The sequence below is a fragment of the Clavibacter quasicaliforniensis genome, assembly GCF_051201715.1.
Lineage (GTDB): Bacteria > Actinomycetota > Actinomycetes > Actinomycetales > Microbacteriaceae > Clavibacter > Clavibacter seminis.
In genome coordinates this window covers 2,579,504-2,594,151 of record NZ_CP139624.1, presented here as the reverse complement: position 1 = coordinate 2,594,151, position 14,648 = coordinate 2,579,504, and the positions used below count along the sequence as shown (strand labels likewise).

At 74.0% G+C, this 14,648-nt stretch carries 13 protein-coding genes; 7 read left to right on the top strand and 6 right to left on the bottom strand.

Features of this window, described 5'->3' with window-relative positions; translation table 11 throughout:
• Positions 1 to 3: 3 nt before the first annotated feature.
• The 3 genes from NL142_RS12355 to NL142_RS12345 are packed head-to-tail and all read right to left on the bottom strand — an operon-like array spanning position 4 to position 4,204.
• Positions 4 to 159, bottom strand: a complete 156-nt coding sequence (locus NL142_RS12355) for a hypothetical protein (RefSeq protein WP_160444712.1) — start codon at positions 157 to 159, stop codon at positions 4 to 6.
• 59 nt (positions 160 to 218) lie between these two features.
• Positions 219 to 2,810, bottom strand: coding sequence for a polynucleotide kinase-phosphatase (locus tag NL142_RS12350; protein ID WP_435079901.1), 2,592 nt, complete (start codon positions 2,808 to 2,810; stop codon positions 219 to 221).
• Positions 2,807 to 4,204 carry a 3' terminal RNA ribose 2'-O-methyltransferase Hen1 gene (locus NL142_RS12345; protein ID WP_435079899.1) on the bottom strand — a complete coding sequence of 466 codons (1,398 nt, stop codon included), beginning with the start codon at positions 4,202 to 4,204 and terminating at the stop codon, positions 2,807 to 2,809. The genes NL142_RS12350 and NL142_RS12345 overlap by 4 nt, the downstream gene beginning before the upstream one ends.
• A gap of 154 nt (positions 4,205 to 4,358) precedes the next feature.
• Here NL142_RS12345 and NL142_RS12340 point away from each other — a divergent pair, with 154 nt between their 5' ends.
• Positions 4,359 to 4,826: a DUF3021 domain-containing protein gene (locus tag NL142_RS12340; protein ID WP_435079897.1), complete on the top strand. Its 468-nt coding sequence runs from the start codon at positions 4,359 to 4,361 to the stop codon at positions 4,824 to 4,826.
• A 24-nt stretch (positions 4,827 to 4,850) separates the two neighbouring features.
• Here NL142_RS12340 and NL142_RS12335 read toward each other — a convergent pair whose 3' ends face one another.
• Positions 4,851 to 5,441, bottom strand: coding sequence for a TetR/AcrR family transcriptional regulator (locus NL142_RS12335; protein ID WP_435079895.1), 591 nt, complete (start codon positions 5,439 to 5,441; stop codon positions 4,851 to 4,853).
• 44 nt (positions 5,442 to 5,485) lie between these two features.
• Between NL142_RS12335 and NL142_RS12330 the strand changes: the two genes are divergently transcribed.
• Positions 5,486 to 6,529, top strand: coding sequence for an NAD(P)-dependent alcohol dehydrogenase (locus tag NL142_RS12330; protein ID WP_435079893.1), 1,044 nt, complete (start codon positions 5,486 to 5,488; stop codon positions 6,527 to 6,529).
• A gap of 22 nt (positions 6,530 to 6,551) precedes the next feature.
• Here NL142_RS12330 and NL142_RS12325 read toward each other — a convergent pair whose 3' ends face one another.
• Together NL142_RS12325 and NL142_RS12320 are read right to left on the bottom strand one after the other, a co-directional pair.
• The gene (locus NL142_RS12325) at positions 6,552 to 7,151 is read right to left on the bottom strand and encodes an NAD(P)H-dependent oxidoreductase (RefSeq protein WP_435079891.1); all 600 of its coding nucleotides are present in this window, start codon (positions 7,149 to 7,151) and stop codon (positions 6,552 to 6,554) included.
• Positions 7,152 to 7,185: 34 nt separating this feature from the next.
• On the bottom strand, positions 7,186 to 8,685 hold the full coding sequence (locus NL142_RS12320; protein WP_435079889.1) for a dihydrolipoyl dehydrogenase family protein: 1,500 nt from the start codon (positions 8,683 to 8,685) through the stop codon (positions 7,186 to 7,188).
• Between the two features lie 256 nt (positions 8,686 to 8,941).
• Here NL142_RS12320 and NL142_RS12315 point away from each other — a divergent pair, with 256 nt between their 5' ends.
• The 5 genes from NL142_RS12315 (at position 8,942) to NL142_RS12295 (ending at position 14,632) form a co-directional block, all read left to right on the top strand.
• Positions 8,942 to 10,093 (top strand): bifunctional 2-methylcitrate synthase/citrate synthase, encoded by a 1,152-nt coding sequence (locus NL142_RS12315; RefSeq protein WP_435079887.1) that lies wholly within the window; start codon positions 8,942 to 8,944, stop codon positions 10,091 to 10,093.
• A 72-nt stretch (positions 10,094 to 10,165) separates the two neighbouring features.
• Positions 10,166 to 11,743 (top strand): methionine--tRNA ligase, encoded by a 1,578-nt coding sequence (gene metG, locus NL142_RS12310; RefSeq protein WP_435079885.1) that lies wholly within the window; start codon positions 10,166 to 10,168, stop codon positions 11,741 to 11,743.
• Positions 11,744 to 11,809: 66 nt separating this feature from the next.
• On the top strand, positions 11,810 to 12,760 hold the full coding sequence (locus tag NL142_RS12305) for a TatD family hydrolase (protein ID WP_435079883.1): 951 nt from the start codon (positions 11,810 to 11,812) through the stop codon (positions 12,758 to 12,760).
• A complete protein-coding gene (gene rsmA, locus NL142_RS12300) occupies positions 12,757 to 13,683 on the top strand; it encodes a 16S rRNA (adenine(1518)-N(6)/adenine(1519)-N(6))-dimethyltransferase RsmA (protein WP_435079881.1) in 927 nt (308 codons plus the stop codon). The genes NL142_RS12305 and rsmA overlap by 4 nt, the downstream gene beginning before the upstream one ends.
• 10 nt (positions 13,684 to 13,693) lie before the next feature.
• Positions 13,694 to 14,632, top strand: coding sequence for a 4-(cytidine 5'-diphospho)-2-C-methyl-D-erythritol kinase (locus tag NL142_RS12295; RefSeq protein ID WP_012039056.1), 939 nt, complete (start codon positions 13,694 to 13,696; stop codon positions 14,630 to 14,632).
• The last annotated feature ends 16 nt before the right edge of the window (positions 14,633 to 14,648 follow it).

The window sequence follows — 14,648 nt, the reverse complement described above, 5'->3', positions numbered from 1 at the left end:
TGCCTAGTCGCGGTCGTCGAGGTCGCGGAGCGATCCGTCGAGCGTCATGCCCACGGTGAGGACGGCCAGAAGGATCCCCATCGCGATCGACGCGAGGACGTGCCCCGCGCGGGTGACCGCACGCACCCCGCCGGATCGGGCGGCGGGGGCGGCGGGCATCCCGCGAGGCTAGCCGTGGACGGCCCGCGCGGCGCCGGAGCGTCCACACGGGGCGGGCGTCACAGCCGCGGATCCACCGGCTCGGACTCCATCGCGAGCACGCCGAAGACCGCCTGGTGGACGCGCCACGTCGGCTCGCCCGCGACGACGCGCTCGACCGCCTCGACGCCGAGCGCGTACTCCCGGAGCGCCATCGACCGCTTGTGGCCGACGTCGCGGTCGCGCAGGCGGCGGAGGTTCGCGGGCTCCGTGTAGTCGGGGCCGTAGACGATGCGCAGGTACTCGCGGCCGCGCACCTTGATGCCCGGCTGCGCGAGCGCCTTCCGTCCCCGGACGAGACCCGCGACGGGCTTCACGACCATGCCCTCGCCGCCCGCGTCGGTCAGCTCCTGCCACCAGCGGGTGGCGGCTGCCTCAGACTCCGGGTCGGCGAGGTCGACCTCGAGGGAGCGCGTGGGGATCACGAGGCCCGGATCCGCGACCGCCAGCCGCCGCGCGAGCGCCAGGTGCCAGGAGTGCTCGCGCGCCAGGTGGGTCGCGCCCTCGGTGGCGAGGAGCTGGAACGGGGCGAGGCGCACGTCGTCGAGGCCGGCGGAGGGCGCGGCGTGCCGCCGGTACGCGGCGACGTACGCCTCCGCGTCGGCGGCGCGTGCGCGCGTGCGGTCGAGGAGGTCGGCGACGTCGATGCCGGACGCGGCCGCCTGCTCGAGCGTGCGGACGGCGGCGGGCAGCGCGGCCGTCGCGGCGGCGCCGACGGACGCGTACTGGTCGCGGATCAGTGGCCCGGCCTTCACCGACCACGGCAGCAGCTCCGCGTCGAGGAGCAGCCACGACGTGTCGATCTCCTCCCAGAGGCCGGCCTTCTCCACGGCGGCGTCGAGCCGGGCGAGCAGCGCATCCGTGTCGGTGGCGTCGAAGAACGGGCGGCCGGTGCGCGTGTGCACGACGCCGCGCCAGCCCGCGGGCGCGTCGAAGCGGGCCGGGTCGCGGGTGAGGAGCACGACCGCGCGGGATCCCATGTGCTTCTCCTCGCAGATCACCCGCTCGAGCCCGTCGCGCCGGTACGCCTCGAAGGCCTCGGCCGGGTGCTCGAGCACGTCGTCGCGGGACGAGGTCGCGGGCGGGCTCATCGTGGGCGGCAGGTAGAGGAGGTGCCGCGGGTCGACGGCGAAGCGGCTCATGGTCTCGAGCGCGCCTGCGGCGGCGTCCTCGCGGATCCCGACCGGGCCGAAGGCGCGCGTCTCCACGACCTGCTTCCCGAGCACGTCGTCGATGCGGAGGAGGCCAGGGGCGCGTTCGTCGTCCGCGGCGGATCCCGAACCGGATGCGGCGGCGGACGAGGCGTACCGGCGGCCGAGCGGCACGGTCGGCTCCGACCAGACGCGCTCGGCGGGCACGGAGACGACCTCCCGCTCGGGCCAGCGGAGGGCGCTGAGCTCGCCGCCGAAGACGCATCCGGTGTCGAGGCACATGGTGCCGTTGACCCACTCGGTGCCGACGCCGGCGACGTGCCCGTAGAGGACCGTCGCGGATCCGCGGTAGTCGAGCGCCCAGTCGCGCCGCACGGGCAGGCCGTGCTCGTCGGTCTCGCCGATCGTGGCGTCGCCCCACAGCGCGAAGGCGCGCACGCGGCCGGACGCGCGGCCCTGGTACGCCTCGATCAGGCCCGCGTGCGCGACGACGAGGTCACCGCCGTCGAGCACCAGGTGCGAGACGAGCTCGCGGCAGAAGCGCTCGACGTCGGCGCGGAACGCGTCGTCCTCCTCGGCGAGCTGCGCCAGCGACTCGGCCAGCCCGTACGCGATCCGCACCTTCTTCCCCTGCAGCGCTTTCACGAGCTTGTCCTCGTGGTTGCCGGGCACCGCGAACGCGTGGCCCGCGCGCACCATGCCCATCGCGAGGCGGAGCACGCCGGGGGTGTCGGGTCCGCGATCCACGAGGTCGCCGAGGAACACCACGCGGCGGCCCTCCGGGTGCGCGGCGTCGACGGGCCGACCCCGCTCGTCGCGCTGGATCTCGTAGCCCAGCTCCCCGAGCAGCGTCTCGAGCTCCGCGCGGCAGCCGTGCACGTCGCCGATGGCGTCGAAGGGCCCGCGCTCGTGGCGGAGGTCGTTGAGGAGCGGCGCGACCGTGAAGCGCGCGGCGGCGATCTCGTCAACGCCGCGGAGCACGTGCACCCTGCGGAAGCCCTCGCGGCCGAGGCCCTTCAGCGACCGCTGGAGCTGGTCGTGCTGGCGCTTCACGACGGAGGCGCCGAACGAGCGATCAGTGCGGGTTGCGTTGCGCTCCACGCACACGCCGACCGGCACGTCGAGCACGATCGCGACGGGCAGCACGTCGTGGTCGCGGGCGAGCTGCACGAGGGACCGCCGCGACTCGGGCTGCACGTTCGTGGCGTCGATCACGGTCATCAGCCCGCGGCGGAGGCGGTGCGCGGCGACGTGCCGGAGCGCCTCGAAGGCGGCCGACGTCGCGCTCTGGTCGTTCTCGTCGTTCGACACGAGGCCGCGGAAGACGTCGCTCGACAGCACCTCGTACGGGCCGAAGTGCTTCCGGGCGAAGGTGGACTTGCCGGATCCGCTCGCGCCGACGAGCAGCACGAGCGACATGCGGGGGATGGGCAGCGGGTCCGGGAGGATCGACTCGGTCATCGCGTGGCCTTCCGGAACAGGGCGAGCTGGGTGGGGGAGCCGTGGACGGGATCCGCGTCGCCGACGGGCCGCACCTCCACGCGGTAGCCGAAGCGGTCGGCGACGCGGTCCGCCCACGCGGCGAACTCCGCGCGGGTCCACTCGAAGCGGTGGTCGGGGTGGCGGAGGGCGCCCGCGGCGAGGCCCGGGTAGAGGGCGTTGTGCTCGGAGTTCGGCGTCGTGACGATCACGGCGGCGGGCGACGCGGATCCGAACACGCTCGCCTCGAGGGCCGCGTGCCGGTCGGGATCCACGTGCTCGATCACCTCCATCAGCACGATCGCGTCGAGGCCGGCGATGCGCGGATCCTCGTAGGTCGCGGACGACTGCAGCAGCCGGATCCGCTCGCGCACCCGGTCGCTCGCCTCGCGGAGGTCGAGGCGACGGGCCGCGGCCTCGAGGTCGGACGCGGAGACGTCGGTGCCGATGATCGTCGTGAACGCGGGATCGGCCACCAGGTGCCGCAGCAGCGCGCCGGATCCGCAGCCCACGTCCGCGACCGTGCGGGCACCGAGCTCCGTGAGCACGGCGTGGACCGTCTCGGCGCGCATGCGGGCGAGCGAGGGGGAGCGCGGCGCGGGGAGATCCGTGGCGGGAGCGGTGTCCGCGGGCGCATCGGACCCCGCGTCGAGCAGCTCGTCCGCCTCGCCCACGAGGTCGCGCTGGTGCGCGAGGTAGCGGCGGGTGATGAGGTCGCGCGACGGGTGCTCGGCGAGCCAGCCGTCGCCGGCGCGCATCAGCTTGCCGACCTCGTCGTCGGACACCCAGTAGTGCTTCCCGTCGTCGAGCACGGGCAGCAGCACGTAGAGGTGGCGGAGCGCGTCGGCGAGGCGGACCTCGCCCGTGAGCACGAGGTCGACGTAGCGGGAGTCGCCCCAGTCGGGGAACGCGGGATCCAGCGGCACGGGCGTCGCCTCCACCCGCCAGCCGAGGGGCGCGAACAGCGCGTGCACGAGGTCGGCGCCGCCGCGCGCGGGCAGGGCGGCGACCGTGATGCGGAGCGGGAGGGCGTTCGCCGCGAGCTCGGGGAAGGTCTCGCTGCGGCCGCCCATCGCCGTGCGGAAGACGTGCCCGAGCGCGACCGCGAGCATCGACGACGACGCGTAGGGCCGGTCGTTCACGTAGTGCGCGATGCTCGACGCACCTGAGCTCCGGAAGCGCGAGGAGCGGACGAGCGCGATCGGATCCACCTCCAGCAGCAGCGCCACCGTGCACCGCTCGTCGGTCGCCTCCGGGTAGAGGACGTGCGCGGTGCCGACCGCGAGGTCGAAGGACTGCGCCTTCGCCGGGTGCTTGCGGAGCAGGTGGCTGAGGTCCGACGCCGAGGGCGCGGTCGAGGTGAGGGTGATGAGCACGGCGGACTCCCTGGTGGGCGGATGCGACCCGGTGCGGAGGCCGAGACCCACCGTATCGATCGGGCGATCCCCGCGGGGATGCGCGACACGGCCCCCTCACCGGGGGTTCCGTGAGGCGTGCCGGCCGTGGTCGACTCGTCGTCGGGAGGGGCGGATGCCACGAGCACGAGCGCGAGAGGTCGCGCCGCCGACGCCCGATCCCGCGGATCCATCGCCCGCACCCCGCCCGCGCCTGCTCCTGCGTGCCGCGCTCCTCGGCGGGATCCCGCTCGTGGCCATGTCGGCGATCGGCGCGTACCTGCTCCACGAGGGTCAGACCGCCGACGGTCGCTCGACCCTCGCGGTCGGCGTCATCGTCGCCGCGACGGCCGCCGGCTCGCTCCTCTACCAGGTGCCCGGCTGGAGCCTCCCGCGGCAGTCCGTCGCCCACTTCGCGCTCATGCTCGTGACCGTCCTGCCCGCGCTCCTCCTCAGCGGCTGGTTCCCGACGGACACGGCGGGCGGCGTGCTCGCGGTCGTCGGGATCTTCCTCGCCGCGGGCCTCGTGCTCTGGACGACGCTCTTCCTCGTGATGACGGCGGTCGAGCGGGGCCGAGCGCGGCGATCGGTCGCCGGCCCGTAGCAGCGCGGACGCGCGGGACCGAGGTCAGCCCGTCGTCGCTCCGCCCGCGCAGAGCCCGTCGCGCACGTGCGCCGCGAGGGCCGCGCGGCGCCGGGCGTGGAGGGCCGCCGGGTCGTCCCTCGTCGCGACCGTCGTGATCGAGACCTGCGCCCAGCTCGCCGCGGTGGCGATGAGGAGGGTCCACACATCGTCGGGGTCGAGGTCCGCGCGGATCCGGCCGGACGCCTGGGCCGCGGCGATGTCGCGGAGGTGCGCCGCGTCGTGCTCCTCGAGGCCGGGGTAGAGGTACCTGGTGCCGTCGCGCTCGAGCCGCTTCCACATCACGAGGCGGGCGAGCGCCGGATCGGCGAGGTAGTCGTCGTAGAGGCGGGCCGCGTAGCCGGGCAGGTCGTCGGCGGTGAAGGGGACCCGGTCGCCGTTGGCGATCACGTGCTCGGCGAACACCGCGTCGAACAGCCGGTCCTTGCCGCCGAAGTGCGAGTACAGCATCGGCTTGCTCATGCCGGACGCCTGGGCAATCCGGTCGACGCGGGCCCCGGCGATGCCGCGGGCGGCGAACTCCTCCGTCGCGGCGTCGAGGATGAGCTGCCGGGTGCGGTCGGCTGTCGAGGTCATGCGCCCATCGTACGGATCTACCAACTAGTAGGTAGAGTGAGCGCATGCGCACCACAGCCCTCCAGTCCCCGGCCTCCGGCCAGCCCGTCCGCCCGACCTCGATCGAGCGCCGCGACCTCCGACCCGACGACGTCGACGTCCGCGTCACCCACTGCGGCGTCTGCTTCTCCGACTTGCACGCCCTTGACCAGCACGGCCGTGCCGACGCGCTCGTCCCCGGCCATGAGTTCGTCGGGGAGGTGGTGGCCGTCGGATCCGCCGTCACGGCCTTCGCGCCCGGCGACCCGGTCGCGGTCGGCAACATCGTCGACTCGTGCGGCGTCTGCGCCATGTGCCGCGGCGGCCACGAGAACATGTGCGTCGAGTTCCCGACGCTCACCTACGGCGGCCGCGACCGCGTCGACGGATCCACGACCCGCGGCGGCTGGTCCGGCCGCTACGTGGTCCGCGAGTCCTTCGTCTACCACCGCCCGGCGTCGCTCGATCCCGCGGCCGTCGCGCCGCTCATGTGCGCGGGCGTCACGGTCTGGGAGCCGCTGCGGTCCGAGGGCGTCGGGCCCGGCACGCGCCTCGGCGTCGTCGGCCTCGGCGGTCTCGGCCACCTCGCAGTGCGGCTGGGGCGGGCCCTCGGCGCGGAGGTCACGGTGTTCACGACGAGCGCGGCCAAGGCCGCGGACGCCGAGCGTCTGGGCGCCACGCGGGTGGTCGTCTCCACGGACGCCGACGCGATGGCCCGTGCCGCCTCCAGCCTCGACCTCGTGCTCGACACGGTCTCCGTCGCGCACGACCTCGCCCCCTACCTCCGCGTGCTCGACCTCGACGGCACGCTCTGCGTGCTCGGCTTCCTGGGTCAGCTCTCCGTCCCGGCGATGGACCTGCTCACCGGCCGCCGCCGGCTCGCGTCCTCCGGCAGCGCCGGGCGTCCCGCGACGCAGGACCTGCTCGACTTCTGCGGCGAGCACGGGATCACGGCCGACGTGGAGGTGCTGCCCGCGGAGGAGGTCGCGACGGCGATCGACCGGCTCCGCCGCAACGACGTCCGCTACCGCTTCGTGCTCGACATGGCGGGGATCGACGACGGGGTCTGAGCGGACCCCGCATCCCCCGGGATCAGGCCGCGCCGACCGCCGCGACGACCTCGGCGACGGCCCGATCCATCTCGGCGCCCACGGCGTCGCGGTCGCCCGACTCGGAGTCGTGCACGAACGCCAGAGCGCCGTGGCGCGCGCCGCAGTAGTCGAGGATCCCGTGGCCGATCTGCGTCTGGAACGCGGACAGGTAGCCGTGCCGGGCGAACGACGCGCGGCCGAAGCCGGCGACGGGCAGGAGGTGCACGGTGAGGCGCTCCAGGTGCGTGTGCACGCGCCCGTCGTCGTCGATGTCGAAGGCCCAGCCGCCGATGAAGGTGCGGTCGATCCAGCCCTTGAGGAGCGCCGGCATCGACCACCACCACACGGGGAAGACGAGCACGACATGGTCCACGGCGTCGAGGCGCGCCTGCTCGGCGAGGACGTCCGCGGGCGCGGGGGCGCCGCCGGAGTACGCGCCGCGGTCGGCCATGCCGAACACCGGGTCGAAGCCCTCCTGCGCGAGGTGCGCGGTCGTGACGCGGGATGCGCCGGATCCGCCGAGCGCCGCTTCGAGCCGGCGGGCGACCTCGTGGGTGAGGGAGTCGGGATCGGGATGGGCCGTGACGATGAGCGCGGTCATGCGTACATCCGACCACGCCCACCCGGGCGCCGCCTCAGTCGAGCTCGCCCGCCCGGTCGTCCTCCTGGAGCAGCCGCCGGGCGGCGATCCCGATGATCGCGCTGTACGTCGGGTACGCGAACCGCACGTGCGCGAGGGTCGCGACGTCGACGCCCGCGGCCATCGCGGTGGTGACCGACTGGATCACCTCGACCGCGTTCTCGCCGACGGCGTGCGCCCCGAGGATCAGCTCGCGGCGGCGGTCGGCGATGAGGAGGAGGAAGCCGGCCTCGCGGTCGTCGATCACGGCCCGGTCGACCTCGGCGAACGGCACCCGCGCGACCACGCACGCGCCGTCGCGCTCGCGCGCCTCCGCCTGGGTGAGGCCGACGCCCGCGTAGTCGGGGTCGGTGAAGCCGCCGGCCGGGAGGAGCTGCAGCGGGATCCGCCGGTTGACGCCGAGCACCGCGTTCTCCGCCGCGGCCTCGCCCTCGGACTGCGCCGCCTGCACGAGCATGTCCTTCCCGTTGGCGTCGCCCACCGCGAGGATGTGCGGCACGCGCGTGCGGAGGTAGCGGTCGACCGGGATGGCCGACCTCGCCACCTCGAGGCCGGCGTGCTCGAGCCCCAGATCCTCGACGTCGGCGGGCCAGCCGGTGGCCATGATCACGGCGTCGAAGCTGGAGGACTGTGGGCGGTCCCCTTCACGCCAGAGCAGGGTGATGGATCCGTCGCCCGTCTTCGTGAGGCCCGTCACGGTGTCGATGCCGGTGCGGACGCGCACGCCCTGCGCGGTGAAGGCCTCGGCGACAGCCTCGGAGATCGCCTCGTCGGATGCGGTGAGCACGCGCGGCGCGACGTCCAGCAGCGTGACCTCGGAGCCGAACGAGCGGAAGACGGTGACGAGCTGCGCGCCCGTGTTGCCGGCGCCGATGACGGCGAGGCGGCGGGGGATCCCCGGCAGCGCGAGCACGTCCTCGGGCACGGTCGCGAGCTCGGCGCCGGGCACGGGCAGGCGGCGCGAGTGGCCGCCGACGCAGACGATGATCGAGCCCGCGGTGATGCGCCTGCCGCTGTCGAGCCGGAGCGTGCGGTCGTCGACGAAGCGCGCGCGGCCCTCGTGGATCAGCGTCACGCCCGCCGCCTCGAACCGGGCGGCCTCGTCCTTGAGGGAGCGCACCCGGTCGACCTGCTCGTGCACGCGCGCGACGATCGACGGCCAGTGCGGCGCGGGCTCGCCCACTCCGATCCCGTTCTCGCCCGCGGAGCGGACCTCGCGCACGAGCCGCGCGGTCTTCGCGAGCACGCGCGTGGGCACGCACCCGGTGTTGACGCACGTGCCGCCGACGCGGCCGGCCTCCAGCACGACGACGCTCGCGCCGAGCTCGGCGGCGCGGAGGGCGGCGGCGGTGCCAGCCGGTCCGGCGCCGATGACGGCGACGTCGTAGCGGTCGGGCTCGGTCGCGGCGTCGGGCTGCGCGTGGTCGCGCTGCTCGCCGGCCGCGCGCTCGGCGGTCTCGGCGGCGGGATCGGCGTGGTCGGTGCTCTCGGGCATGGCGTCCTCCGGGTCGGCGCTGCTGCGCGGGCGGCGCCTCGGGTGCGCCTGATCGAGAGGCTACCGAGCGGATCCCGCGGCGGCCCGGGTGCGGAGGCGCCCGTCATCGCGCGGTCGCCCCGCGCCTCCTCCCCAGCCCGCCGCCGCGCGTCCACCGCATCGACGTCGGCGCCCCTCGCCCCCGCGCCACCCGCCCCGATACAGTGACGAACGCACCCCGAGGCGACCCGATCCGCCCGACCGACGCGGGTGCGGCATGACGCGAAGGAGCACCATGGCCGACATCCGCAAGGGCCTCGCCGGGGTCGTCGTCGACACGACCCGCATCAGCAAGGTCGAGCCGGCCACCAACTCCCTCCTCTACCGCGGGTACCCCGTGCAGGAGCTCGCGGCGCACTGCTCCTTCGAGCAGGTCGCGTACCTCCTCTGGCACGGCGAGCTGCCGACCGACGAGGAGCTCGCGCACTTCGAGAACCAGGAGCGCGCCGAGCGGCGGCCGTCCGACGCGGTGCTGCGGATCGTCGACGCGCTGCCCGTCGACGCCCACCCGATGGACGTCCTCCGTACCGCGGTGAGCGCGATCGGCGCCGCGGATCCCGCGCCCGACGACCACTCCGCCGACGCCGACCTCGAGCGGTCCGTGCGGCTGCTCGCGCAGATCCCGGTGCTCATCGCGTACGACCAGCGCCGCCGCCGGGGCCTCGACCCCGTCGAGCCGCGCGACGACCTCGGCCTCGCCGAGAACCTGCTCCTCATGGTCCACGGCGAGCGCCCCACCGAGGCCGACGCGAAGGCCATGGAGGTCTCGCTGATCCTCTACGCCGAGCACTCCTTCAACGCCTCCACGTTCACGGCCCGCGTCATCACCTCGACCCTCGCCGACCTGCACTCCGCGGTCACGGGCGCGATCGGGGCGCTCAAGGGCCCGCTGCACGGCGGCGCCAACGAGGCCGTGCTCGAGACGCTCGACGAGATCGGTGACGCGTCGCGCGTCGAGTCGTGGCTCGACGAGGCGCTCGCCGCGAAGCGCAAGGTCATGGGCTTCGGCCACCGCGTCTACCGCGCGGGCGACTCGCGCGTGCCCACCATGAAGGCGGCGCTCGACGACCTCGTCGCGGTGCGGGTCGAGGCGGGCGGCGAGGCGGGGGAGTCCGCCCGGCGCACCATGGACCTGTACGACGCGCTCGAGCGCGGCATGGCCGACCGCACCGGGATCCTCCCGAACCTCGACTACCCGTCCGGCCCCGCGTACGCGCTCCTCGGCTTCGAGACCCGCGCATTCACGCCGCTGTTCGTCGCCGCGCGCGTGGTCGGCTGGACCGCGCACATCGTGGAGCAGCGGGCGGCCAACTCGCTGATCCGGCCGCTCTCCGAGTACGACGGACCCGCCGAGCGCCACCTGTCCTGACCGCCGCCGCAGCCGCCCGGGGCCCCCGTCACACGGCCGGGAGCGCTCCCGCCGATCGTTAGGATGGAGCCCATGTCCCGCGGCGAGCCCTTCTACATCACCACGCCGATCTTCTACGTGAACGACGTCCCGCACATCGGGCACGCGTACACGGAGGTCGCCGCCGACGTGCTCGCCCGCTGGCACCGCCAGCGCGGCGACGACACCTGGTTCCTCACGGGCACGGACGAGCACGGGCAGAAGATCCTCCGCACCGCGACCGCGCACGACACGACCCCGCAGGCCTGGGCCGACCGTCTCGTCACCGAGAGCTGGCAGCCGCTGCTCGAGGCCGTCGACATCTCCAACGACGACTTCATCCGCACAACCGACGCCCGCCACGAGGAGTCCGTCAAGGTCTTCCTGCAGCGCCTCCACGACGCCGGGTACATCTACACCGGCGAGTACAAGGGCTACTACTGCGTCGGCTGCGAGGAGTACAAGCAGCCCTCCGACCTCCTCGAGGGCACGGGTCCGTTCGAGGGTCAGCTCGTGTGCGCCATCCACTCGAAGCCCGTCGAGCTGCTGGAGGAGAAGAACTACTTCTTCCGCATGAGCGACTTCGGCGAGCGGCTCCTCGCGTTCTACGAGGAGCGCCCCGACTTCATCCAGCCGGAGAGCGCGCGCAACGAGATCCTCTCGTTCGTCCGCCGGGGCCTGGAGGACCTGTCGATCTCGCGCTCCAGCTTCGACTGGGGCATCCCCATCCCGTGGGATGAGAGCCACGTCGTCTACGTGTGGTTCGAGGCGCTGATGAACTACGTCACGGCCATCGGCTACGGCGTGGACGACGAGCAGTTCCGCCGCCGCTGGCCCGCCACGCACCTCGTGGGCAAGGACATCCTCCGCTTCCACGCGGTCATCTGGCCGGCGATGCTCATGGCGCTCGGCGAGGAGCCGCCCCGCCGCGTCTTCGGCCACGGCTGGCTGCTCGTCGGCGGCGAGAAGATGTCGAAGTCGAAGCTCACGGGCATCGTGCCGCAGACCATCACCGACACCTTCGGCATCGACGCGTTCCGCTACCACTTCATGCGCGCCTTCGCCTTCGGGCAGGACGGCTCGTTCAGCTGGGAGGACTTGAGCGCGCGCTACCAGGCCGAGCTCGCGAACGGCTTCGGCAACCTCTCCTCCCGCGTGATCGCCATGGTCGGCCGCTACTTCGACGGCCGCATCCCCGAGGCGAACGAGCTCACCGAGGCCGACGAGCGCGTGCTGTCCGTCGCGCGCACCGCGGCGTCCACCGCCGACGAGGCCATCGAGCGGCTCGCGATCCACGAGGCGCTCGCCGCCGTGTGGACCCTGGTCGACGAGCTCAACGGCTACATCACGAGCCAGGAGCCGTGGGCCCTCGCCAAGAAGGAGGACGGCCGCGCGCGCCTCGAGACCGTGCTGCACACCGCGGTCCGTGGCCTCGGCACGCTCGCCGTGCTGCTCGCGCCCGTGCTGCCCGGCGCCACCGCCAAGCTCTGGACCGCGCTCGGCGGCACCGGCACGGTCGGCCAGCAGCGCATCGACCTCGCCGACGAGTGGACCGGATCCGGCACCGTCACCCCGCTCGAGGCGCCGCTGTTCCCGCGCATCGAGCAGGAGCCGGCGACCGCCTCCGCCTGACCCGCACGCCGTGGCGGGTGCCGCGCCCACCCGGCGCAGCACCCGCCCCTCGGTAGAGTGAGCGCGATGTCCGACTCCAACTACGTGCGCCAGCGCGACACATCCGCGGCCCACGGCCAGACGCGCGACCTCACGTACCCGCCGCTGCCCGAGGCGCTCACGGTCCCCGTCTACGACAACCACACGCACCTCGAGATCGCGGACGGCGAGTCGCCCATCGACTTCACCGAGCACCTCGACCGGGCGAGCTCGGTCGGCGTCCGCGGCGTGATCCAGGTCGGCGGCGACCTCGAGACCTCCCGCTGGTCCGCCGAGACCGCGGCGCACGAGCCGCGCATGCTCGCGGCCGTCGCCATCCACCCGAACGAGGCCCCGGCCTACGAGGAGGCGGGCACGCTCGACGACGCGCTGGCGGAGATCCACGAGCTCGCCGGTCGACCGCGCGTGCGCGCCGTCGGCGAGACCGGCCTCGACTTCTTCCGCACGGGCGAGGAGGGCCGCGCGGCCCAGCAGCGCTCGTTCGAGGAGCACATCCGCATCGCCAAGGAGCGCGGCATCGCCCTCCAGATCCACGACCGCGACGCGCACGACGAGGTCGTCGCGACCCTGCTGCGCGTCGGCGCCCCCGAGCGCACCGTCTTCCACTGCTTCTCCGGCGACGAGGACCTCGCCCGGATCTGCGCGGAGAACGGCTGGTACATGTCGTTCTCGGGCACCGTCACCTTCAAGAACGCGGGGGAGCTCCGCGAGGCGCTCGCCTTCGCGCCGCGCTCGCTGCTGCTGGTGGAGACGGACGCGCCGTTCCTCACGCCCGTGCCGTTCCGCGGCCGGCCGAACGCGCCGTACCTCATCCCGCACACGCTGCGCGCGATGGCCGCGCACCTCGGCACCGACGTGTCGATGCTGGCCGCGCAGATCTCCTCCAACACCGAGCTGGTCTACGGGCGCTGGGACGACGAGCCCGTCACGTCGCCGTCGAAGGATCCCGCCGAGATCGACCCGGCGGGCCGCGCGTGAGCGACGAGACGGCTCCCGGCGCACCTGCTCCCGCCGCCGCTCCCGCTCCCGCTCCCACGCTCCTCGGCCCCGCCGAGATCCGCGACCTCGCCGAGCTGCTCGGCGTCGCGCCCACCAAGAAGCTCGGCCAGAACTTCGTCATCGACGCCAACACGGTGCGCCGCATCGTGCGCGTCGCCCGCGTCGAGGCCGGCACGCACGTGGTCGAGGTGGGGCCGGGCCTCGGATCCCTCACCCTCGGCCTCCTCGAGACCGGCGCGAGCGTCGTCGCGGTGGAGATCGACGGCCGGCTCGCCGAGCAGCTGCCGATCACGGTGGCGCTCTACCAGCCGGACGCCGCGCTCACCGTCGTGCACGAGGACGCGCTGCGCGTCGCCGAGCTGCCCGGGGATCCCACGGCTCTCGTCGCGAACCTGCCCTACAACGTGTCCGTGCCCGTGCTGCTGCACCTGCTCGAGCACTTCCCGGCGATCCGCACGGGCGTCGTCATGGTGCAGGCCGAGGTCGGGCACCGCATCGCGGCGGCGCCCGGATCCAAGGTCTACGGATCCCCGAGCGTCAAGGCCGCCTGGTACGGCGCGTGGCGCACGGCCGGCCAGGTCAGCCGCCAGGTGTTCTGGCCGGTGCCGAACGTCGACTCGGTGCTCGTCGCGTTCGAGCGGCACGCGGAGCCGTTCGCCTCGGAGGGGCTGCGGAAGCGCACGTTCAAGATCGTCGACGCGGCCTTCCAGCAGCGCCGCAAGATGCTCCGCCAGGCGCTCGCCGAGCTGCTCGGCGGGAGCGAGGCCGCGTCCGCGCTCCTCGAAGCCGGAGGGGTCGCCCCCACTTCGCGGGGCGAGGAGCTGAGCGTCCACGACTACCTCCGCGTAGCCCATGCCTGGGCGGATCGCGAGGCGGACGGAGTGCCTCCCAGCCTCCGCTAGGTTGGATCACATGACCTCCGCGGCCACCACCTCAGATGTGGTGCACGCGCGGGCCCCCGGCAAGATCAACGTCTCGCTCACGGTGGGCGCCCTCCAGGAGGACGGCTACCACGACGTCGCCACCGCCTACCAGGCCGTCGGCCTCTACGAGGACGTCTGGGCCACGAAGGCCGACGGGTTCTCGGTCGAGTTCGGCGGATCCATCGACACGTCGCACCTCACCACCGGCGCCGACAACCTCGCCGTGCGCGCGGCCCGGCTCCTCGCCCGGAGCACCGGCTACCGCGGCGGCGTGCACCTGCGCATCGAGAAGAACGTGCCGATCGCGGGCGGCATGGGCGGCGGATCCGCGGACGCCGCGGCCACCCTCCTCGCCTGCGACACCCTGTGGGGCACCGAGCGCACGCGCGACCAGCTGCTCGCCCTCGGTGCGGAGCTCGGCGCCGACGTGCCGTTCGCGCTCGCCGGCGGCACCGCCATCGGCACGGGCCGCGGCGACCGGCTCAGCCCCGCGCTCGCCAAGGGCACGTTCCAGTGGGTGCTCGCCATCGCCGAGTTCGGCGTCTCCACGCCCGACGTCTACGGCGAGCTCGACAAGCACCGCGAGCGCCACGCGCAGGACATCTTCCCGGCGCAGCAGATCCCGCAGGTCGACTCGGGCGTGCTGCAGGCGCTGCGGGCGGGGGATCCGCACATGCTCGCCGAGGTCCTCCACAACGACCTGCAGGCGCCCGCGCTCCACCTCGCGCCCGGCCTCGGCGAGGTGCTGCAGCTCGGCGAGGAGAACGGCGCGCTCGCAGGAATCGTCTCCGGATCCGGCCCCACGGTCGCGTTCCTCGCGGCGGACCTCGACAGCGCGCTCGAGCTGCAGATCGCGCTGAGCGCCGCTCGCCTCACGGTCATCCGGGCGACCGGGCCCGTGCACGGCGCCCGCATCATCACGGGCTGACGCGGGCCGCTCCGCT